The following is a 20,011-nucleotide window of genomic DNA, read 5'->3' as shown; positions in this document are numbered from 1 at the left end:
CCGATTTTGGCATCGTATTCATCGATACCGCGCCCCACCGTTCAAACAGCCGTTCTCAGGTTGTTGCCCCCGGGGAACCCGTTGCGCCCTGATGCCCTTGAGTGGCTGTCAACGCTCGGGTAATGTCGTCAAACCCACAGGACAGAGCACACCCATGACTTCCAAGCTGGAACAACTCAAACAGATGACCACCGTAGTTGCCGACACCGGCGACTTCGAAGCGATCGCCCGGGTCAAGCCGGTCGACGCCACCACCAACCCTTCCCTGCTGCTCAAGGCAGCCGCCATCCCCGCCTACGCCGAGCTGCTGAACGCCTGCGTCAGCGACTGCAAGGGCGACGTGGGTCTGGCCAGCGACCGTTTCGGCGTCGCCGTGGGCCAGGAAATCCTCAAAGTGATTCCGGGCCGCATTTCCACCGAGGTGGATGCGCGCCTGTCGTTCGACCAGGACGCCGTGCTCAAGCGTGCGCATCGCCTGATCGAGCTGTACGACAAGTCCGGCATCGGCCGTGACCGCGTGCTGATCAAGATCGCTTCGACCTGGGAAGGCATCCGCGCTGCGGAGATCCTCGAGAAGGAAGGCATCCAGACCAACCTGACCCTGCTGTTCTCCTTCGCTCAGGCTGCCGCTTGCGCTGACGCCGGGGTGTTCCTGATCTCGCCGTTCGTGGGCCGCATCTACGACTGGTACAAGAAGGCTAACGGCAACGACTACACCGGCGCCGATGATCCGGGCGTGCAGTCGGTCACCCGCATCTACAACTACTACAAGGCCAATGACTACAAGACCGTGGTCATGGGTGCCAGCTTCCGCAACCTGAGCCAGATCGAGCAACTGGCCGGCTGCGATCGCCTGACCATCAGCCCGGACCTGATCGACAAGCTCGCGGCAGACACTGGCAAACTGGAGCGCAAACTCGCCCCGGGCCACGCCGGCGAAGCGCGCCTGAGCCTCAACGAAGCGCAATTCCGCTGGCTGTCCAACGAAGACGCGATGGCCACCGAGAAACTGGCTGAGGGCATCCGTCAATTCGCCCGTGACCAGGAGAAGCTCGAGGCGCTGCTGCAGGCCAAGCTGTGATCTGAGCGGTTGAAATGCAAAAAGGGCGAACCCAAACGGGTTCGCCCTTTTTTTATGCGGTGCTGAAAGATGCATCGTCTGGACTGGCGCCTTCGCGAGCAAGCCCGCTCCCACAGGGTCAGGTGTGGAATGAAGATCTCGGGTTCACTCAATCACTGTGGGAGCGGGCTTGCCCGCGAAGAGGCCGGAACAGACAACCTCAACCCCAAAGAATCAGTGTCTTTCGAGGGCGTTAACCAGATCATGAAAGGCTTCACGATTGGAGTCGTTCAGGCCCATGAGGATCTTGTGCGCTTCGAGCACCTTGATCCGCACCACTTCTTCGGACTGGTCCTGATCCGGCAGGTCATCCAGGCACTCGGGGCACGGCACCGGGTGGTTGACGATGTTGAACACCTGCTCGAAGCCCATCGACTGCAGCAGACGGGTGATGTCTTCGTGGGTGGTGACGACGGTCGGCAGCAGGCCGACCTTTTGCCGCGACAGGATCGACAGTTTGGCCAGCAGGCCGAGGGTGGTGCTGTCGATGCTGCGGGTTTCGGTCAAATCGATCACGATCGCGTTGAAATTCAACGCGGTGAAGATTTTCTCAATAGTCGCATCCAACGCCGAACACAGGGTCAGGCGAACTTCACCGACGAACTTCAGGACGAAGGTGCCGTCCTGCTCGGCGAACTGGATTCTACCGGTACTCATTGAAGGTTCCTGCTCAACACCAACAGGGCGATATCATCCGGCATCTCCCCTAGCGTGGCCAATCCAAACACTTGCCGCAGACCATCCAGGCTGCCGCCCGCCGACTTCACCCGTTGGGGCAAAGCGGCTTCTTTTTCCTTGAGCGTCGGTTCTGGCAACAGATCCAGAATGCCGTCGGACATCAGCGTCAGGCTGAACGTCGGAGGCAGCTCAAGCACGTGATCTTCGTAGGTGGCCTCATTGAACAGGCCCACCGGCAAACCGCGGCCTTCGAGGTAACGAACACTGTCAGGCGTGTACAACACAGGCAACGGCAGATGGCCGCCGATGCTATAGGTCAACAAACCGGTCTCCTCGTCGATGACTCCACCGACCATTGTGACGTGTTTGCCCAGCTTACAACTGATCAGCCCCCGGTTGATATGACCAAGGACTTCCGAAGGCTTGAATTCCGGCAACGTGCCGTTGCGCTTGGACTCGAACAGCAGGCGCGTGGTCATGAACTTCAGCAGCACCGTGACGAACGCTGACGAGGCGCCATGGCCCGATACGTCGGCCAGGTAGAACGCCACCCGACGCTCGTCGACACGGAAGTAGTCGACAAAATCACCCGACAGGTACAGCGACGGGATGATCTGGTGGGCAAACTGGAACTCGTCGATGCGCCACGGGCTTTCCGGCAGCATGTTCATCTGCACCTGACGACCGGCGTTCTGGTCTTCCTGGAGCAGGTTCAGGCTGGCTTCGAGCTCGCGGTTGGCCTTCTCCAGCTTCTCGCGGTAGCGCTGGTTCTCCAGCAGCAGGCGCGCACGATCCAGCGCGCGACGCACCGAATGCTCGAGCACGGCCAGGTCTTCGAGAGGCTTGATCAGGTAGTCCGCCGCACCCAGGCGCAGCGCCTCGACCGCGTCGTTCATCACGCCGGCACCCGAAACGACGATCATCGGCGTTTGCGGTGAGCGCTCGGTGACCTGACGGATAAGTTCGAGACCACCCATCTGCGGCATGCGCAGATCGCAGATGACCAAGTCGGGCTTGTCTTGCTCGAATACCTGAAGACCCTGTTGGCCGTTGCTGGCCTGCAGGACGCTGAAACCACTGTCTTCCAAATAGGCCGCGAGGCTCGCGCGCACTACTTCGTCATCATCGATTATCAGCAGCGTGGCACTGGTTTTTGGCATGTGGGCAAACGGCGCCAGAATTAGGTTGGCGTAGCAGGCGGGGCATCGGCCCGGCTCAGACTACTGGATTCGCTTTCTAGCCTCTCTGCTGCACCGCTTTCGAGCACTGAGCCGGAACGCGATTGCACCAGAGGTGCCCTTCTAAGGCGCAGACGGTACTCCCATCCGCGGGGCGTTTCAAGCATGCGCCGATGGTCGCTTGACGACTTTACTTGTCAAATCACCGAGAGTTATAAGAACAGCTCAAACCGTAACCCAATGGAAGGTCGAAGCCATGAGTCAAACCGGTCGGGACTACAGCGAAAAGCGCGATTTCATTCGCATGCGGGTCGATGCCGATGTGGTGTTGATTCATGAAGGGGATCAGGTGTCGGGCGTGTGCATCGACCTCTCTAGCAGTGGCATGCAGGTCGAAGCGCCGCGCCAGTTCGCGGTTAGTGACCGTTTGAGCGTGCGCATCGATTCCGATCATGCGGCGCTGAGCGGGCTGGAAGCGGAGACCGAAGTGGTCTGGGTCAAGGCCCAGGACGGCGATGGCCAGAAGCTCGGCCTGAGCATTCTGAAGATGAAATAAGCGCACACAAAAAAGGCGGCCTCGCGGGCCGCCTTCCTGTCATCGGTCGAGATTAAAAATCGTCTTCGACGTGACCATCCTTGACCTTGAACTCGCGGTTCTGCAGGTAGGCGTTGCGGATGAAGGTGTATTTGTCGCCGCTGATCAGCTTCTCGCTCGACAGCAGGCTGGCGCGGGTGTCGACGATGTTCAGGCCGAACACCGAGTTACGGACAGGCACGTCGTTGATGTAGCGGTACGGACCGGTGTAGCTGTCGACGTACTTGGACGGTGCATCACGCAGGGTGCTCGGGCCGAGCAACGGCAGCATCACGTAAGGGCCGCTGCTGACGCCCCAGTAACCGAGGGTCTGACCGAAGTCTTCGTCACTGCGATTCAGGCCCATTTTGGTACCGACATCGAAGAAGCCCAGCAGGCCGAAGGTGGTGTTGAAGATGATACGCGCGGTATCGACACCGGCTGCTGCCGGCTTGGCCTGCAGAATGTTGTTCGCCAGGTTGGTGACGTCACCGACGTTGCGGAACATGTTGTGGATGCCGTCTTCGAGGAACTGCGGCGTCACGAACTCATAACCCTGCGCCAGCGGCTTGAGCGCGTAAGTGTCGACGAAGTCGTTGAACTGGAAGATCGGGCGGTTGACGCTTTCCCAAGGGTCTTCTTCCGTTGCAGCGTTGGCGGCGAACGGAACCAGCAGGACGCTGGCACATACACATAGCTGAGCGAGAGGATTGCTCCAGCGCATAGAAAAACTCCTTGGATTTTTACTGGCGCGGGCACCCGGGCCCAGGCGTTAAGAGCGCTAGTATAAGCGCAAAAGCCGTTTTGGGCAGTCTGCCCGTGAAGAGTAATGCAGGACGTTTCCAGGGAGCGCCTTCACACCCCTGTCATCCAACTGTCACCGGCGTCGCCTAGCCTCATGCCTATTTCAGGGACGTTGCCATGACCCACGCTGAAGTCTTGCCTGTCGCCGCGCCCGGCCTGACCGCCGTGCTGTTCGGACTCAGTGGCTGTCTGGTGGATTTCGGCGCCCGTGCCCATCAACACGCCAGCGTACTGCCCGAGCACGCCCACGCCACACCCGGCGCTCTCGACAGCCTGCTCAGCCTGCAGCGCCAGCAGATTCCCTGTGCGTGGATCGACGAGCTGCCCCCTGCCCTCGCGCAACCCTTGGCGGCCTCTCTGCCGGCGTGGATCAAACCGACGCAATATTCAGCAACAATCAATCCATGGCCCGCACCGAACGCCTGCTGGCAGGCGCTGATGGTTTTGAACGTCAGCTGCCTGGATGGCTGCGTGCTGGTGAGCGGCGAGCCCCGGTTGCTGCAAGCGGGCCTCAACGCCGGGCTGTGGACCATCGGCCTGGCGTCCTGCGGCTCACTGTGCGGCCTGTCGCCGAGCGAGTGGCAAGCGCTGAGCCAGAACGAACGCGACCAACGACGCGGTAAGGCAACCCTGCAGTTGTTCGGGCTGGGCGTGCATTCGGTGATCGATCATCTGGGCGAGCTCGACACCTGCCTGGCCGACATCAACCTGCGCCGCCTCAAGGGCGAAAAGCCCTGACCGGGATCATGCAGGTTGCAGCAGAGTGGATTAATCTAAAGGTCAGCCATAGACCTTTGGCGCGCGGCTGCGGTCAATGCCAGTGCCTCTTGATAAAAGGAACCCCACCATGCCCGCCCAAGAACTGCAAAAACAACTCGACACCCTGCGCGAGCAACTGGAGCAGAATCCGCCGCTGTCCGAAGCCGAACGTGAAGATCTGCATGCGCTGATGGCGCAGATCGAAACTGAAATCAAACTGGAGAGCGCCACTCAGGATGCCAGCATCGCCGATGGCGTGAACCTGGCGGTGGACCGCTTTGAACTCGAACACCCGGCCATTGCCGGCACCCTGCGCAATATCGTCAATGCGCTGGGTAGCATGGGGATCTGATTTTCCTCCCCTGAAATGCAAAAAGCCCTGCCAGCGCTGGCAGGGCTTTTTCATTTCCACAATTTGAAACACATTCCAATGTGGGAGCGGGCTTGCTCGCGAAAGCGGTCTGTCAGCCAATGCATTATCAACTGACAGACCGCTTTCGCGAGCAAGCCCGCTCCCACAATTCAGATGTTTATTGACGGACCAGGCGGTGGTTCGGCAGTTGTACCGCTTCAGTGCTGCGATACGGGTTGATATCCAGCCCGCCCCGGCGCACATAACGTGCAAACACCGTGAGTTTCTCCGGCTTCAGCAAACGCTGCAGGTCGAGGAAAATCCGCTCCACGCACTGCTCGTGGAAGTCCGAGTGCTGGCGGAAACTGACGATGTATTCCAGCAGGCTCGCGTGATCCAGCGCCGCGCCACGATATTCCACCACCACGCTGCCCCAGTCCGGCTGACTGGTCACCGGGCAGTTGGATTTGAGCAGATGGCTATGCACGCTCTCTTCGACAATCTTCGAATCATCGCAACGCAGCAGTTCCGGACGCGGATGCTCATAGTTGCTGACGCTGATGTCCAGATCGTCGATGCACACGCCCGGCAACGCCACGACGCCTTCGGCTTCGACGTCCTTCAGGCTGCGTACCCGTACGCCGACCGGTTTGCCGGCAGCGGCCGACAGGTCCTTGACCAGCGTCGCCTCCAGGCTGGCGATATCGGCAAACGGTGTCTGATTCAGCGAGTTCAGGTACAACTTGAACGACTTCGATTCGATAATGTTCGGCGAATCCGCCGGAATGCTGAATTCACCGATCGCCACCACCGGCTTGCCCGACGGCAGCAGCCACGACAGTTCGAAGCAATTCCAGAAATCCACGCCTTTATACGGCAGGGTTTCGGCGGTCAGGCCCAGCTCGGCCCATTTCGCGGTGCGCGGAATCGGGAATAGCAGGGACGGCGTGTACGTGGCGATGTATTCGCTGGATTTGCCCAGCGGCGAATGTTCGGCTGCGGGATGCATGGCGGAAACCTGACTGAAGAATCAGCGGATTCTATCAGCCTTTGCGCCCGCCTTTGAGTGCTTACTGACTGACAGTCAGTTTGCCGACCATGCCCGCCTGGTAGTGACCGGGAATATTGCAGGCAAATTCCAGGCTGGTGGCTTTGCTGAAGGTCCAGGTCAGCTCGGCGGTCTTGCCCGGCTCGACCAGCACGCTGTTGGGGTCGTCGTGCTTCATGCCGTGGTCCATGCTGCCGTGATCCATGCCCGCCATGTCGTGGGACATTTCTTTCATGCCGGTAGGCGTGAGCATGCCGCTTTGCTGCATCTGCAACATTTCCTGCTGGTGTTGGGCATGCATCGCGGCGTCACCGAGGTTGAATTCGTGCAGCAACTGACCTTTATTCACCAGCACAAAGCGAACCGTCTCACCGGCCTTGACCTGAATCGCCTTGGGATCGAACGACATGTCGTTCAGTACAACTTCAATGCTGCGAGTAGCCTTGGCTGCTGGTGCCGGTTGGCCGAAATCATAGCTGTGCGCGGGTGCGGCCCAGACAGGTGAACTCAGCGCTAGCAAGCAGGCGGCGACGGCCAGAGGGTTGCGCAAAAACATAGTCATACTCCAACAAGATAAGGTTCAGCCTGTGGGAAACTCTAGCCCGCCTGCGCTGGCAGCTACCTGACAGGCAGATTACAACTTTGTCAGGTTGGCGTGTGTCGGCTGCTCCCACGGTATAACGCTTTTGTTCCTACAACCCGAGTCGCCCATGAAACTGCTGATCGTCGAAGACCAACCGAAAACCGGCCACTACCTGCGCCAGGGCCTGACCGAGGCCGGCTTCAACACAGAACTGGTGGCCGACGGCGTCAGCGGTCAGCAACTGGCGTTGAGCGGGGATTATGCGCTGTTGATTCTCGACGTGATGCTGCCCGGGCGCAGTGGCTGGCAGATTCTGCAGGCGGTGCGCAACGCCGGCCTCGACACGCCGGTACTGTTTCTCACCGCCAAAGACGCCGTGGAAGACCGGGTGCACGGCCTCGAACTCGGCGCCGACGATTATCTGGTCAAACCCTTCGCCTTCTCCGAACTGCTGGCCCGGGTGCGCAGCCTGCTGCGCCGGGGCAGCGCCCTGCCCCAGGAAACCAGTCTGCAACTGGCCGACCTGCGTCTGGACCTGATTCGCCGTCGGGTCGAACGCAGTGGCCAGCGCATCGACCTCACCGCCAAGGAATTCGCCCTGCTGGAAATGCTTCTGCGCCGTCAGGGTGAAGTGCTGCCGAAATCGCTGATTGCCTCGCAAGTCTGGGACATGAACTTCGACAGCGACACCAACGTGATCGAAGTGGCGATCCGGCGCCTGCGCCTGAAGATCGACGATGACTTCCCCAACAAACTGATCCACACCGTGCGCGGCATGGGTTACGTGCTTGAAGAGCGTCCGGCCTGATGCGTCGCCTGTCCCTGAGTTCGCGTCTGGCCTTGCTGTTTGCCGCCTGCACCGCCGTGGTCTCGCTGTTCGCCGGGGTGCTGTTCAGCCGCGCCAGCGAGGCGCACTTCATTGAGCTCGATCAGCAATTGCTGGACGGCAAGCTGATCGGTTTGCGCCGAGCCTTGCAGGATGTGCAACCCGCTCAGCGTGAGGCGCGGCTGGCGGATGAGCTGAGCCGTCAGGCCGATCTGGCGCTGCGTATTACCGGCAGTGACGGCCAGCGCTGGTACGACAGCTCGATCAATTTACCGCAGGACTTGCCGCAACAGCCGGGCCTGTCGACCATCAGCCATGACGGCGCCGACTACCGCGTGCTCAACGCCCCGCTCTACCCTGACAAAACCGACTCGCCACAGCTCACTCTGCTGCTGGACATCACCCATCACCAGCACTTCCTGCAACGCATGCAGCATCTCATTTGGCTGACTGTCGGGTTGTCGGCGCTGGCCACTGCGCTGCTCGGCGCCTGGGCTGCACGCAGCGGCTTGCGTCCGCTGCGCCGTATGAGTGCAGTAGCGCGTGGGATTTCCGCACAATCGCTGAATGCCCGACTGCCGGAAGCGCAAATGCCCCCCGAACTTGCGGAAATGGCCCACAGCTTCAACGCCATGCTCGGACGCCTCGATGACTCGTTTCAACGGCTGTCGGCGTTCTCTGCCGACATCGCCCATGAACTGCGCACTCCGCTGTCGAACCTGCTGACCCACACCCAGGTCACCCTCACCCGCCCGCGGCCGCTCGAGGATTACCGCGAAGCCCTGCACAGCAACCTCGAAGAACTGCAATGGATGGCGCAACTGGTCAACGACATGCTTTATCTGGCCAAGGCTGACCATGGTTTGCTGATGCCCAAGCGTGAGGTGCTGGAGTTGGCGGATGAGAGCGATGTATTGCTTGAGTTTTTCGCGCCACTGGCCGAGGACGCCGGGGTGAAACTGAGCCGCGAAGGTCATGCGCGCATGGAAGGTGATCGCAATATGTTGCGCCGGGCCTTGTCGAATCTGCTGGATAACGCGCTGCGCTTCACCCCGGCGTCAGGCAGCGTGCACCTGTCCATCGTCGATCAACCGCACATAGCGCAGGTGTCGGTGGAGAACAGTGGCGAAGGCATTCCGGCAGAGTTGTTGCCACGGCTGTTTGACCGGTTTTATCGAGCAGATCCGGCGCGGCAGGAAGGCAGCAGTGAACATGCGGGGCTGGGTCTGGCGATTACCCAATCGATCGTCCGCGCCCATGGTGGGCAGATTCATTGCGAATCGGCTGCGGAGTGGACGCGCTTTGTGATCGAGTTGCCCAAGAAGGATTGAGGCCGACAGTTCCGGCCCCTTCGCGAGCAAGCCCGCTCCCACATTGGATCTGCGTCGTACACAAATCCCCTGTGGGAGCGGGCTTGCTCGCGAAGGCGGTATTGGCGCTTACGAATATCTCAGCGCATGCGCCGGCTCGATCTTCGCCGCCCGCAACGCCGGGTACACCGTCGCCAGGAAGCTCAGAATAAAGCCCGCCGAGCAGATCAACAGCACATCCCCGCCCTGCAATTCCGAAGGCAGGTTGCTGACGAAGTACACGTCGGAACTGAAGATGTGCTGCCCGGTAACGCGCTCAACCCAGCCGACCATCTCGCTGACATTCAGTGCCGCGATCACGCCGAGCACGCCGCCAATCAGTGTGCCGACAATGCCGATCACCGTGCCCTGCACCATGAAGATCGCCATGATCTGCCGTGGCGTGGCGCCGATGGTGCGCAGGATCGCGATGTCTGCGCCTTTGTCGTTCACCACCATGATCAGCGTGGCGATGATGTTGAACGCCGCCACAGCGACGATCATCAGCAACAGCAGGCCGATCATGGTTTTTTCCATTTTCATCGCGCTGAACAGGCTGCCCTGGGTGTGAGTCCAGTCGTCAGCCTTGAACTCGGCACCGAGGCCTGCGGCGATGTCCGAGGAGACTTTCGGCGCGGCGTACAGATCCTTCACCGCCAGGCGCACGCTCTGCACTTGATTCGGCTGCCAGTGCTGCATAGTCGCGGCATCGGCCACGTGGATCAGCCCCATCGAGCCGTCCAGTTCAGCGCCGACCTTGAACACACCGACCACGTTCAGGCGCTGCATGCGCGGGGTAATGCCACCCGGTGCGGTGCTGACTTCCGGCACGATCAGAGTGATCTTGTCGCCGACGTTGAGGCGGAAGCGGCGCGCGGTGATTTCACCGATCACTACACCGAACTCGCCCGGTTTCAGGTCATCGAGACGTCCCTGCACAATGTGCTGGGCCACGATCGACACCTTGCCTTCCTGGGCCGGATCAACACCGCTGATCTGGATCGGCTGCATCAGGCCCTTGTAGGACAGCATGCCTTCCATCTCGGTGAACGGCACGGCGGCGGTCACTTCAGGATTTTTCAGCGCGGCGGCGGCGACCGGCTGCCAGTCATCGATCGGCTTGACGCCAACGATGGTCGCGTGCGGCACCATGCCGAGGATGCGCGAGCTCATTTCACGCTGGAAGCCGTTCATCACCGACAGCACCACGATCATCGCCAGCACGCCGAGGGCGAGCCCGATCATCGAAGTCATCGAGATGAACGAAACAAAGCGATTGCGGCGCTTGGCGCGGGTATAGCGCGTGCCGATAAAGATCGATAACGGTCTGAACATTCGCTGGGGCACCGTATAAAAATAAAAGACCCGATGCCTTACACAGGCACCGGGTTTCGGTCGGTCAAATGGCGGTCAGGCAACCTTCTTGCAACTGCAGGACGCGGTCCATCTGGCGGGCCAGGTTCATGTCGTGAGTCACCACCAGGAACGCGGTGCGCATCGAGGTGCTGAGTTCCAGCATCAAGTCCTGAATGCCTTCGGCGGTGTGCGAATCAAGGTTGCCGGTCGGCTCATCGAGCATTACCAGGCCCGGATTGTTCACCAGTGCACGGGCGATAGCCACACGCTGGCGTTCACCACCGGACAGCTCGGCCGGTTTGTGCTCCAGACGATGACCCAGACCTACGCGCTCGAGCAACGCCGTAGCGCGCTGACGTGCTTCCGGGATCGCAGTCTTGCCGATCAGCAGCGGCATGCAGACGTTTTCCAGCGCGGTGAACTCCGGCAGTAAGTGGTGGAACTGGTACACGAACCCCAAGGCACGGTTACGCAGCAGGCCACGCTTCTTCTCGCTCAGCGCCGACAGTTCTTCGCCGTCGAGCCAGACGCTGCCTTCAGTCGGCGTGTCGAGACCGCCCAGCAGGTTGAGCAAGGTACTTTTGCCGGAACCGGACTTGCCGACGATCGCCACACGCTCGCCCGGGTGCAACTCCAGTTGCAGACCGGCCAACACTTGCACCGACTCCGGGCCTTCCTCGTAGGATTTGCCCAGGTTGCGGCAGCTCAAAATTGCTTTATCACTCATGCCCGACTCACTCATAACGTAGCGCCTCCGCCGGCTGGGTGCGCGCAGCACGCCAGGCGGGATACAGGGTGGCGAGGAAACTCAGGACCAACGCAGCAGCGCAGACCATGACCACGTCCTGGCTCTGCACCTGCGACGGCAGGTAATCAATGAAATACACATCGGCGTTGAGGAACTTGTGGCCGATCAGCCCTTCGAGGGCGGAAATCGCCGCACTGACGTTGAGCGCAGCGAGAATACCGAGCACCGCACCAATCGCCGTACCGACCACGCCGATCACGGTGCCCTGCACCATGAACGTGCGCATGATCGTCCCCGGCGTGGCGCCGAGGGTACGCAGAATGGCGATGTCGCTCTTCTTGTCATTTACCACCATCACCAGCGTGGAAATGATGTTGAACGCAGCCACCGCGACGATCAGCAGCAACAGCAGACCGATCATGGCTTTTTCCATGCGGATCGCCTGATACAGGTTGCCGTGGGTGCGGGTCCAGTCGCGGGCGTAGTAATGGTCTTCGCCCAACTGCTGGGCGATGGTCCAGGCCACGCGCGGCGCCTGGAACAGATCATCGAACTTCAACCGGATGCCCTGCACCTGATCAGGTTTCCAGCGGTGCATCTTCGCCAGATCCTGCAGGTTGGTGACGCCCAGATAGCCGTCCAGCTCACCGGCGCCGACATGAAAAATGCCGACCACGGTGAAACGCTTCATGCGCGGGAACATCCCGGCCGGGGTCACGCTGACCTCCGGCGCGACGAAGGTGACCTTGTCACCGAGGCCCACGCCGAGCTTGGTCGCGGCCTTGTCGCCGATGACGATGCCGAAGCTGCCCGGCGTCAGGTCGTCGAGTTTGCCCTGCTTCATGAAGTTGTCGATGATCGACACATTGCGCTCGAGCGCGGGGTCGATGGCGTTGAGCAACACCTTGGACACCTGGCCGTTGTTGGTCAGCAAGCCCTGCATCTGAGTAAACGGCGCAACGGCCGTCACCTCAGGGTTGCGCTTGACCTTGGCGGCCAGGCTCTGCCAATCGTTGATCGGTTCGCCGGTTTCAAGAGTCGCGTGGGGCACCATGCCCAGCACGCGGGTGCGCATCTCATGATCGAAGCCGTTCATCACCGAAAGCACCACGATCATCACGATCACGCCGAGGGCGAGCCCGATCATCGAAGTCAGGGAAATGAATGACACAAAATGATTGCGACGCTTTGCACGGGTATAACGCGTGCCGATAAATACGAAGAGAGGTCTGAACATGTCGGGGCTTGTTCGGAGGGAAAAGGAACGTCCTTGTGGCGGGGGTCGATAACCAGCTTTACACTCAGACCACCGCCGCTACCATGGGTTCGCCATGTCGACATTAGATGAAGAAGATCGCCGCGAATACTACCGTATCGAGGACATGATCGCACTGGAAATTCGGCCCCTGTCCGCTCCCGAAGCCGCAGGCCAGGAAGTGTTGCAGGATGCTTCCCCGCTGTTCAACCTGCTCAGCGAACTGCACCTGAGCGAATTCGAGTCGCAGCACCTGTTACGCCAGATCAGCGAGCGCGACCGGGCGATTGCCGCGTTTCTCAAATCCCAGAACAAACGCATCGACCTGCTCAGCCAGGTGGTCGCCCTGACCGTGCTCGGCCATATCGGCGAGCCGCAACCGGTGATCATCTCCGAAGGCGGGATCGACTTTCAGCACCCGACCCCGATTGCCACTGGCGCACACCTGTCGGTGAAACTGGTGCTGATGCCGCAGGCACTGGGCCTGCTGCTGCGCGCCCGCGTCACTCATTGCGATCGCAAGGGCGACGGCTACGACGTCGGCACCGAGTTCGAACACCTGACCGACGCCCAGCGCCAGTTGCTCGCCCGCTATATCTTGCAGAAACAGGCCCAGGAACGACGCCTGGCCCGTGAACAGAACGAATCAGGCATTTAAATTAAGGAAGCACCGTGACCCTCATCTACGGCCACCGCGGCGCCAAGGGCGAAGCACCGGAAAATACCCTGACCAGTTTTCAGGAATGTCTCAAGCACGGCGTGCGCCGTTGCGAACTGGATCTGCACCTGTCCAAGGACGGCGAGCTGATGGTGATCCACGACCCGACCCTCAAGCGCACCACCGACCGGCGCGGCAAGGTGGTCGAACACACCGCCGCCGAACTGGTGACCTACGACGCGCGCAAGGGCGGCCCGGGCTGGATCAAACCGTGCCCGATTCCGACACTGGAAGAGCTGTTCGAAAAATGTGATTTCGAGCACTGGCAACTGGAAGTCAAAAGCGCTTCACGCACCCGCGCCGCGACTACCGTACTGGCGATTCGCGAAATGGCTCAGCGTCATGGCTTGCTGGACAAGGTCACCATCACTTCGAGCTCGCGGGAAGTGCTGAAAGCGGCGCTGGACCTGGTGCCGGACGTGTCGCGTGGACTGGTGGCCGAATACGCCTGGCTCGACCCGCTAAAGGTCGCCGCCAGCTATGGCTGTGAGATTCTGGCTCTGAACTGGACGCTGTGTACGCCGGAACGCCTGCAGAAGGCGCAGCGTCAGGGGCTGCATGTCTCGGTGTGGACCGTCAACGAGCCTGCGCTGATGCGCAGACTCGCCGACTTCGGCGTTGACAGCCTGATTACAGACTTTCCCGGTTTGGCCACTGCCACCCTCGAGAATTGCTGAAATCGGTCTCCCCGGCCGGCTCAGGCCACCGGCCGGAGCCCGTCAAAAAAGCCGGTTGAGGCCGTCGTACGCCGCTACCCGATAGGCTTCGGCCATGGTCGGGTAGTTGAACGTGGTGTTGACGAAGTACTTCAGGGTGTTCAACTCGCCCGGCTGGCTCATGATCGCCTGACCGATGTGCACGATCTCCGACGCCTGATAACCGAAGCAGTGAACGCCCAGCACTTCCAGGGTTTCACGGTGGAACAGGATCTTCAGCATGCCTTGCGGCTCGCCGGCGATCTGCGCACGCGCCATGCTCTTGAAGAACGCCTTGCCGACTTCATACGGCACTTTGGCCTGGGTCAGCTCCTGCTCGTTCTTGCCGATCGAGCTGATCTCCGGAATGGTGTAGATGCCGGTCGGCACGTCATTCACAAAGCGCCAGCTACCGTTATCAACGATGCTGCCGGCAGCCGAACGACCCTGGTCGTGGGCAGCACTGGCCAGACTCGGCCAGCCGATCACGTCGCCGGCGCCGTAGATGTTCGGCACGCAGGTGCGGTAGGCCTCGTCGACTTCGATCTGGCCACGGCTGTTGACCTTGACCCCGATGTTTTCCAGACCGAGCTGGTCGGTGTTACCGGTACGGCCGTTGCACCAGAGCAAGGCATCGGCCTTGATCTTCTTGCCGGACTTGAGGTGCAGGATCACACCGTTGTCCACGCCTTCAACGCGATCGTAATCTTCGTTGTGGCGCACGGTGATGTTGTTGTTGCTGAAGTGATAGCTCAACGCCTGGGAGATTTCCGAGTCGAGGAAGCTCAGCAACTGACCGCGGTTGTCCACCAGTTCAACCAGTACCCCCAGACCGCTGAAGATCGAGGCGTATTCGCAACCGATCACACCGGCGCCGTAAACGATGAGTTTGCGCGGGGTGTGGCCGAGGCTGAGGATGGTGTCGCTATCGTAGATACGCGGGTGATTGAAATCGATGTCCGCCGGGCGATAAGGGCGCGAACCGGTGGCAATGATGATGTGCTTGGCCACCAGCTTCTCGACCACGCCGTTGGCGCAGACCACTTCGATGGTTTGCTCGTCGGCGAAGCTGCCGGTGCCGAAGAACACGTCGACGCGGTTACGAGCGTAGTAGCCAGTGCGCGAAGCGACCTGTTTGGAAATAACCTTTTCAGCGCTTTTCAACACGTCCGGGAAGGAGAACCAGCGCGGCTCGCCGATCGCCCGGAACATCGGGTTGGTGTTGAACTGCATGATCTGCCGCACCGAGTGACGCAGGGCCTTGGACGGGATGGTTCCCAGGTGGGTGCAGTTACCGCCGACCTGGCGACGGCTGTCGACCATCGCCACCTTGCGCCCTGCTTTGGCGGCGTTCATTGCCGCGCCTTCTCCCGCCGGGCCGGAACCCAACACCACTACGTCGTAGTTGTAGACAGCCATGCGTACTCCTCAGAACAGGCCGCGGTGCCAGCAGCACCGGCGGCTAAATCACGCCGAATCGCGGCGCGAAGGAACAATTGGGGGTCAGTAAAGAACCCGGACACAGTCTATAGAAGCGTCAACGCCGCGCACATTAACCCTTGGTCGCGTCGTAGGCTACTTTTGCCTGCACTACAACGCCAGCTTTCGTACTGTTTTCAGTCAACTTTTGCGCCACTGAGGCGTTCGAAAGCCGCACTGGTGCGGATAACAAAACCTGTATCGGCACGAATCACGAAGAATGCACCAATGTCATGTTTTTCGGCATAGTCCCAAGCCCTTTCAGGCCCGAGAATCAGCAACAGCGTCGATAGTCCATCGGCCATCAACGCTGAAGGATGAATTACCGTGACTGACGCCAGGTTGTGTAGGACCGGCGCCCCGCTCCGCGCATCGAAGGTGTGGGAATAACGCCGGCCACCTTGCAGGAAATAGTTGCGGTAATCACCGGAGGTGGAAACCCCGTAGCCGTCGACCTGAATGATCCGTTCGGCCACCTGTTGATCGTCTCGCGGCTCTTCCAGCGCAATACGCCAGGATGAGCCATCAAGCTTCTTGCCCTTGGCCTTTAGCTCACCGGTGGCTTCGGCGAGATAGTCATGGATGCCCATCGACTCGAGCCTGGCGGCGATGGTGTCGACCGCGTAACCGGCGGCGATGCTGTTGAAGTCGACTTCGACAGCGGCGTCCTTGCACAAGCGGTCGCCGTCGATATGCAAATGGCGGTAGCCGACTCGCTGCAGGGTTTCGGCCAGCGCGGCGGAGTCGGGGACTTTCTCTTCACGCCCTTGCGGGCCGAACCCCCACAGGTTCATCAGCGGTTCGACAGTCAGGTCGTAGGAACCTTCGCTTTGCTCCGACAGCTGCTCGCCGACACGGACCAATTCGAGCACGGCAGCCGGCATGGTCTGACAGCTGTTCGCTGGCAAGGCATTGAAACGTTCGATGTCGGAGTCACTGCGATAGGTCGACATCTGCCGATCCACTTCCGCGAGGATAGCCTCCACTTCTCGGCGAACTTGCGCCGGTTCGGCAACACCGGTGTGTCGCACGTACTTGATCGAATACGTGCTGCCCATGGTCGGGCCCCCAAAGCTTTCCATGGACTCACCGTTGCCACAGGCAGCGAGGACAACCGCCACACTCACAAGCCAAACCCACCGTCCAGTGAACAATTCTTCATCTCCCCATAAAAGCGCGCCAGCCATTATGGATCAAAGGCCCGCACGCTCCCCAACGGATGCAACGCGTCATAAGAAACCAATAATGAGTAACTGAAAATGTCCTCGACCACGGGCAAAGGCAAAGCGATTTTTCGCGTTGTCAGCGGCAATTTTCTCGAGATGTTCGACTTTATGGTCTATGGCTTCTACGCCACGGCCATCGCCAAAACCTTCTTCCCGGCCGACAGCGCCTTCGCTTCCCTGATGCTGTCCCTGGCCACCTTCGGTGCTGGCTTCCTGATGCGTCCGCTGGGCGCGATCTTCCTTGGTGCCTACATTGACCGTCACGGTCGTCGCCAGGGCCTGATCATTACCCTTGCGTTGATGGCCGCCGGTACGATCCTGATCGCCTGCGTGCCGGGCTATGCCACTCTGGGTGTCGCAGCGCCGTTGATCGTGCTATTCGGTCGCTTGCTGCAAGGCTTCTCGGCCGGCGTCGAGCTGGGCGGTGTTTCGGTGTATCTGGCGGAAATCGCCACGCCGGGCCGCAAAGGCTTTTTCGTCAGTTGGCAATCCGCCAGCCAGCAGGCGGCGGTGGTGTTTGCCGGCCTGCTCGGGGTTGGCCTCAACCACTGGCTGAGCCCGGAACAGATGGGTGACTGGGGCTGGCGCGTGCCGTTCCTGATCGGCTGCATGATCGTTCCGGTGATCTTCGTCATTCGGCGTTCGCTGGAGGAAACCCCGGAATTCCAGGCGCGTAAACATCGCCCTACGCTGCGGGAAATCGTCCGCTCAATCGGTCAGAACTTTGGCATCGTCATCGCCGGCATGGCGCTGGTGGTGATGACCACGGTTTCGTTCTACCTGATCACCGCCTACACCCCGACCTTCGGCAAGGCCGAACTGCATCTGTCGGACTTCGACGCGCTGCTGGTGACCGTATGTATCGGCCTGTCGAACTTCTTCTGGCTGCCGGTGATGGGCGCGGTCTCCGACAAGATCGGGCGCAAACCCCTACTGCTGGCGGCGACCATTCTGGCGATCCTGACCGCTTACCCGGCATTGTCGTGGCTGGTGGCGAACCCGAGCTTCAGTCATTTGCTGATCGTCGAACTGTGGCTGTCGTTCCTGTACGGCTCGTACAACGGGGCGATGGTGGTGGCGCTGACCGAAATCATGCCGGTGGAAGTGCGCACGACCGGGTTCTCGCTGGCCTATAGCCTGGCGACGGCGACCTTTGGCGGCTTTACGCCAGCGGCCTGTACTTACCTGATCCATGTGCTGGACAACAAGGCTGCGCCGGGGATCTGGCTCAGCGGTGCGGCGGTGCTGGGGCTGATTGCGACGCTGGTGCTGTTCCGTGGCAACAAGCATGAGCTGCGGACTGCGCAGGCCTCGATAGTCGGTGGCGCCCGATAGGACGCCTTCGGGAGCAAGCCCCCTCCCACAGTGTGCGGTGGTGCCAACACGGTGATGTGAACACCGCCAAACCTGTGGGAGGGGGCTTGCTCCCGAAGAGGCCGGTACAGGCAATAGAGATTCAGCAGGCATAAAAAAACGCCCCGACCAAAGTCGGGGCGTTTTCATTTGCAGCTAAGGCTTAGCGCGGGAACGCGGGCGGGTTTACACCGGCCATGTCTTCCATCACGCGAACCACCTGGCAGCTGTAGCCGAACTCGTTGTCGTACCAGACGTACAGAACAACGCGGTTGTCCTGAACGATGGTCGCTTCAGCGTCCACCACACCGGCGTGACGCGAACCCACGAAGTCAGTGGAAACCACTTCCTGCGAGTTGACGAAGTCGATTTGCTTGTGCAGATCGGAGTGCAGCGCCATGTAGCGCAGGTACTCGTTCATCTCTTCACGGCTGGCGGCTTTCTCAAGGTTCAGGTTGAGAATGGCCATCGACACGTTTGGCGTCGGAACGCGGATCGCGTTACCGGTCAGCTTGCCGGCCAGCTCAGGCAGGGCCTTGGCAGCGGCGGTGGCAGCACCGGTCTCGGTGATGACCATGTTCAGCGCGGCGGAACGGCCACGGCGATCGCCCTTGTGGAAGTTGTCGATCAGGTTCTGGTCGTTGGTGTACGAGTGAACGGTTTCGACGTGACCGTTGATGATGCCGAACTTGTCATTCACAGCCTTCAGCACCGGCACGATGGCGTTGGTGGTGCAGGAAGCGGCGGACACGATCTTGTCGTCAGCGGTGATTTCGTTGTGGTTGATACCGTGAACGATGTTCTTCAGCTTGCCTTTGCCAGGCGCGGTCAGAACAACGCGAGCCACACCCGGGCATTGCAGGTGCTGACCCAGGCCATCGGCGTCGCGCCATACACCGGTGTTGTCCACCAGCAGCGCGTCTTTGATGCCGTACTGGGTGTAATCCACCTCGGTCGGGTTCTTCGCGTAGATCACCTGGATCAGGTTACCGTTGGCGGTGATGGTGTTGTTTTCTTCGTCGATGACGATGGTGCCGTTGAACGGACCGTGTACCGAATCGCGACGCAGCAGGCTGGCACGTTTGGTCAGGTCGTTTTCGGCGCCTTTGCGCACGACGATGGCACGCAGACGCAGACCGTCGCCACCACCGGTTTTCTCGATCAGGATGCGCGCCAGCAGACGGCCGATACGACCGAAGCCGTACAGCACAACGTCAGTGCCTTTACGGGCCGAAGCGTTTTGCTGACCAACCACGTCAGCCAGTTCTTCACGCACGAACTGCTCGGCGCTGCGGCCATTGCCTTCGCTGCGGAATTTGAACGCCAACTTGCCCAGGTCTACCGAAGCCGCGCCGAGCTTGAGCTCGCTCATGGCTTTCAGCAGAGGGAATGTTTCGTGGACGGAGAGTTCGCTATCGTCGGAGGAACGGTGGCGAGCAAAGCGGTGAGCTTTGAGAATCGCGATGACAGACTGGTTGATCAGGCTGCGGCCATAGATCGAGCTCACCACGTTGTTATTGCGGTAGAGCTGACCGATAAGCGGAATCATCGCTTCTGCGAGTGCTTCACGGTCGATCCATTCACCAAGACACTGGTCGGGCTTCTGAGTCACGGGAACCTTCCACATGTAGGGGCAGAAAAAAGGGGCTACATTATGCCGCCGAGAACCTCTTGTAGCAATGCGCGCTTGTCGCGCAATCGGTAACAAAATTCCGTTCAAAAAAATTACGCCCCGCGCCAGCCCAGTAAAACCGGGGCTTCCAGCGCAGTCAATTTTTCGACGACTGTTAGACGATGTCTGTAACCCTCCGTAACACCAGTCGATTTCGGCACTACATAACCACTAAAAAAGTGCTCGTTTTTATGGTTACCACTACATTTTGCGCAAAGCGCGAAGATAGACGCAGTCT

The 20,011-nt window shown here is 60.2% G+C and carries 20 protein-coding genes; 9 read left to right on the top strand and 11 right to left on the bottom strand.

Going from position 1 to position 20,011, the window contains the following annotated elements; all coding sequences use genetic code 11:
- The first annotated feature begins 154 nt into the window (after window positions 1–154).
- Window positions 155–1,081, top strand: coding sequence for a transaldolase (gene tal, locus M0808_RS25305; RefSeq protein ID WP_247842783.1), 927 nt, complete (start codon window positions 155–157; stop codon window positions 1,079–1,081).
- A gap of 213 nt (window positions 1,082–1,294) precedes the next feature.
- On the opposite strand, the gene rssC is transcribed toward tal, so the two are convergent.
- Together rssC and rssB are read right to left on the bottom strand one after the other, a co-directional pair.
- Window positions 1,295–1,777: an anti-sigma factor antagonist RssC gene (gene rssC, locus M0808_RS25300; protein ID WP_003226553.1), complete on the bottom strand. Its 483-nt coding sequence runs from the start codon at window positions 1,775–1,777 to the stop codon at window positions 1,295–1,297.
- Window positions 1,774–2,958, bottom strand: a complete 1,185-nt coding sequence (gene rssB / locus M0808_RS25295) for a two-component system response regulator RssB (protein WP_041074010.1) — start codon at window positions 2,956–2,958, stop codon at window positions 1,774–1,776. Before rssB ends, rssC begins: the two co-directional genes overlap by 4 nt.
- Window positions 2,959–3,232: 274 nt before the next feature.
- Between rssB and M0808_RS25290 the strand changes: the two genes are divergently transcribed.
- Window positions 3,233–3,532, top strand: coding sequence for a PilZ domain-containing protein (locus M0808_RS25290; protein WP_247842781.1), 300 nt, complete (start codon window positions 3,233–3,235; stop codon window positions 3,530–3,532).
- Between the two features lie 52 nt (window positions 3,533–3,584).
- On the opposite strand, the gene M0808_RS25285 is transcribed toward M0808_RS25290, so the two are convergent.
- Window positions 3,585–4,274 (bottom strand): VacJ family lipoprotein, encoded by a 690-nt coding sequence (locus M0808_RS25285; protein WP_098964788.1) that lies wholly within the window; start codon window positions 4,272–4,274, stop codon window positions 3,585–3,587.
- Between the two features lie 197 nt (window positions 4,275–4,471).
- On the opposite strand from M0808_RS25285, the gene M0808_RS25280 reads away from it, so the two are divergent.
- Together M0808_RS25280 and M0808_RS25275 are read left to right on the top strand one after the other, a co-directional pair.
- The gene (locus M0808_RS25280; protein ID WP_247842780.1) at window positions 4,472–5,092 is read left to right on the top strand and encodes an HAD family phosphatase; all 621 of its coding nucleotides are present in this window, start codon (window positions 4,472–4,474) and stop codon (window positions 5,090–5,092) included.
- 109 nt (window positions 5,093–5,201) lie between these two features.
- Window positions 5,202–5,465: a DUF4404 family protein gene (locus M0808_RS25275; protein ID WP_041074003.1), complete on the top strand. Its 264-nt coding sequence runs from the start codon at window positions 5,202–5,204 to the stop codon at window positions 5,463–5,465.
- Window positions 5,466–5,643: 178 nt separating this feature from the next.
- Here M0808_RS25275 and queF read toward each other — a convergent pair whose 3' ends face one another.
- Window positions 5,644–6,474, bottom strand: coding sequence for an NADPH-dependent 7-cyano-7-deazaguanine reductase QueF (gene queF, locus M0808_RS25270; RefSeq protein ID WP_098964791.1), 831 nt, complete (start codon window positions 6,472–6,474; stop codon window positions 5,644–5,646).
- A 61-nt stretch (window positions 6,475–6,535) separates the two neighbouring features.
- On the bottom strand, window positions 6,536–7,069 hold the full coding sequence (locus M0808_RS25265) for a cupredoxin family protein (RefSeq protein WP_247842778.1): 534 nt from the start codon (window positions 7,067–7,069) through the stop codon (window positions 6,536–6,538).
- 154 nt (window positions 7,070–7,223) lie between these two features.
- Between M0808_RS25265 and M0808_RS25260 the strand changes: the two genes are divergently transcribed.
- Together M0808_RS25260 and M0808_RS25255 are read left to right on the top strand one after the other, a co-directional pair.
- Window positions 7,224–7,904, top strand: coding sequence for a heavy metal response regulator transcription factor (locus M0808_RS25260; RefSeq protein WP_098964794.1), 681 nt, complete (start codon window positions 7,224–7,226; stop codon window positions 7,902–7,904).
- On the top strand, window positions 7,904–9,253 hold the full coding sequence (locus M0808_RS25255; protein WP_247842776.1) for a heavy metal sensor histidine kinase: 1,350 nt from the start codon (window positions 7,904–7,906) through the stop codon (window positions 9,251–9,253). The genes M0808_RS25260 and M0808_RS25255 overlap by 1 nt, the downstream gene beginning before the upstream one ends.
- A 108-nt stretch (window positions 9,254–9,361) precedes the next feature.
- On the opposite strand, the gene M0808_RS25250 is transcribed toward M0808_RS25255, so the two are convergent.
- From M0808_RS25250 to M0808_RS25240, 3 genes are all read right to left on the bottom strand, one after another.
- Complete coding sequence (locus M0808_RS25250; RefSeq protein WP_041068958.1) at window positions 9,362–10,606, bottom strand: lipoprotein-releasing ABC transporter permease subunit; 1,245 nt, start codon at window positions 10,604–10,606, stop codon at window positions 9,362–9,364.
- 64 nt (window positions 10,607–10,670) lie between these two features.
- Window positions 10,671–11,354 (bottom strand): lipoprotein-releasing ABC transporter ATP-binding protein LolD, encoded by a 684-nt coding sequence (gene lolD, locus M0808_RS25245; RefSeq protein ID WP_164747873.1) that lies wholly within the window; start codon window positions 11,352–11,354, stop codon window positions 10,671–10,673.
- A 7-nt stretch (window positions 11,355–11,361) separates the two neighbouring features.
- A complete protein-coding gene (locus M0808_RS25240; protein WP_041068963.1) occupies window positions 11,362–12,612 on the bottom strand; it encodes a lipoprotein-releasing ABC transporter permease subunit in 1,251 nt (416 codons plus the stop codon).
- A gap of 94 nt (window positions 12,613–12,706) precedes the next feature.
- On the opposite strand from M0808_RS25240, the gene M0808_RS25235 reads away from it, so the two are divergent.
- Both M0808_RS25235 and M0808_RS25230 read left to right on the top strand, forming a co-directional pair.
- A complete protein-coding gene (locus M0808_RS25235) occupies window positions 12,707–13,288 on the top strand; it encodes a PilZ domain-containing protein (protein WP_007968195.1) in 582 nt (193 codons plus the stop codon).
- A 14-nt stretch (window positions 13,289–13,302) separates the two neighbouring features.
- Window positions 13,303–14,025 carry a glycerophosphodiester phosphodiesterase family protein gene (locus M0808_RS25230; RefSeq protein WP_003226579.1) on the top strand — a complete coding sequence of 241 codons (723 nt, stop codon included), beginning with the start codon at window positions 13,303–13,305 and terminating at the stop codon, window positions 14,023–14,025.
- A 42-nt stretch (window positions 14,026–14,067) separates the two neighbouring features.
- On the opposite strand, the gene sthA is transcribed toward M0808_RS25230, so the two are convergent.
- Window positions 14,068–15,462 carry a Si-specific NAD(P)(+) transhydrogenase gene (gene sthA, locus M0808_RS25225; protein WP_003226580.1) on the bottom strand — a complete coding sequence of 465 codons (1,395 nt, stop codon included), beginning with the start codon at window positions 15,460–15,462 and terminating at the stop codon, window positions 14,068–14,070.
- A gap of 197 nt (window positions 15,463–15,659) precedes the next feature.
- Entirely contained in the window at window positions 15,660–16,709 is a 1,050-nt protein-coding gene (locus M0808_RS25220) for an FAD:protein FMN transferase (protein ID WP_247842772.1), read from the bottom strand.
- Between the two features lie 72 nt (window positions 16,710–16,781).
- Between M0808_RS25220 and M0808_RS25215 the strand changes: the two genes are divergently transcribed.
- The gene (locus tag M0808_RS25215; protein WP_247842771.1) at window positions 16,782–18,083 is read left to right on the top strand and encodes an MFS transporter; all 1,302 of its coding nucleotides are present in this window, start codon (window positions 16,782–16,784) and stop codon (window positions 18,081–18,083) included.
- A gap of 181 nt (window positions 18,084–18,264) precedes the next feature.
- Here the strand turns inward: M0808_RS25215 and M0808_RS25210 are convergent, their stop codons facing one another.
- Complete coding sequence (locus M0808_RS25210; protein ID WP_003226583.1) at window positions 18,265–19,728, bottom strand: glyceraldehyde-3-phosphate dehydrogenase; 1,464 nt, start codon at window positions 19,726–19,728, stop codon at window positions 18,265–18,267.
- Window positions 19,729–20,011: the final 283 nt, after the last annotated feature.

Source organism: Pseudomonas sp. MWU12-3103b (assembly GCF_023100615.1).
In the GTDB taxonomy this organism is placed as follows: domain Bacteria; phylum Pseudomonadota; class Gammaproteobacteria; order Pseudomonadales; family Pseudomonadaceae; genus Aquipseudomonas; species Aquipseudomonas putida_A.
Note: the sequence above shows the minus strand (reverse complement) of the source record. Positions and strands in the feature narration are given on the sequence as shown.

Excerpts from the sequence above, each read along its gene's own strand:
- tal (WP_247842783.1), top strand. The coding sequence starts at position 155 with ATGACTTCCAAGCTGGAACAACTCAAACAGATGACCACCGTAGTTGCC.
- rssC (WP_003226553.1), bottom strand. The coding sequence starts at position 1,777 with ATGAGTACCGGTAGAATCCAGTTCGCCGAGCAGGACGGCACCTTCGTC.
- rssB (WP_041074010.1), bottom strand. The coding sequence starts at position 2,958 with ATGCCAAAAACCAGTGCCACGCTGCTGATAATCGATGATGACGAAGTA.
- M0808_RS25290 (WP_247842781.1), top strand. The coding sequence starts at position 3,233 with ATGAGTCAAACCGGTCGGGACTACAGCGAAAAGCGCGATTTCATTCGC.
- M0808_RS25285 (WP_098964788.1), bottom strand. The coding sequence starts at position 4,274 with ATGCGCTGGAGCAATCCTCTCGCTCAGCTATGTGTATGTGCCAGCGTC.
- M0808_RS25280 (WP_247842780.1), top strand. The coding sequence starts at position 4,472 with ATGACCCACGCTGAAGTCTTGCCTGTCGCCGCGCCCGGCCTGACCGCC.
- M0808_RS25275 (WP_041074003.1), top strand. The coding sequence starts at position 5,202 with ATGCCCGCCCAAGAACTGCAAAAACAACTCGACACCCTGCGCGAGCAA.
- queF (WP_098964791.1), bottom strand. The coding sequence starts at position 6,474 with ATGCATCCCGCAGCCGAACATTCGCCGCTGGGCAAATCCAGCGAATAC.
- M0808_RS25265 (WP_247842778.1), bottom strand. The coding sequence starts at position 7,069 with ATGTTTTTGCGCAACCCTCTGGCCGTCGCCGCCTGCTTGCTAGCGCTG.
- M0808_RS25260 (WP_098964794.1), top strand. The coding sequence starts at position 7,224 with ATGAAACTGCTGATCGTCGAAGACCAACCGAAAACCGGCCACTACCTG.
- M0808_RS25255 (WP_247842776.1), top strand. The coding sequence starts at position 7,904 with ATGCGTCGCCTGTCCCTGAGTTCGCGTCTGGCCTTGCTGTTTGCCGCC.
- M0808_RS25250 (WP_041068958.1), bottom strand. The coding sequence starts at position 10,606 with ATGTTCAGACCGTTATCGATCTTTATCGGCACGCGCTATACCCGCGCC.
- lolD (WP_164747873.1), bottom strand. The coding sequence starts at position 11,354 with ATGAGTGATAAAGCAATTTTGAGCTGCCGCAACCTGGGCAAATCCTAC.
- M0808_RS25240 (WP_041068963.1), bottom strand. The coding sequence starts at position 12,612 with ATGTTCAGACCTCTCTTCGTATTTATCGGCACGCGTTATACCCGTGCA.
- M0808_RS25235 (WP_007968195.1), top strand. The coding sequence starts at position 12,707 with ATGTCGACATTAGATGAAGAAGATCGCCGCGAATACTACCGTATCGAG.
- sthA (WP_003226580.1), bottom strand. The coding sequence starts at position 15,462 with ATGGCTGTCTACAACTACGACGTAGTGGTGTTGGGTTCCGGCCCGGCG.
- M0808_RS25220 (WP_247842772.1), bottom strand. The coding sequence starts at position 16,709 with ATGGCTGGCGCGCTTTTATGGGGAGATGAAGAATTGTTCACTGGACGG.
- M0808_RS25215 (WP_247842771.1), top strand. The coding sequence starts at position 16,782 with ATGTCCTCGACCACGGGCAAAGGCAAAGCGATTTTTCGCGTTGTCAGC.
- M0808_RS25210 (WP_003226583.1), bottom strand. The coding sequence starts at position 19,728 with ATGTGGAAGGTTCCCGTGACTCAGAAGCCCGACCAGTGTCTTGGTGAA.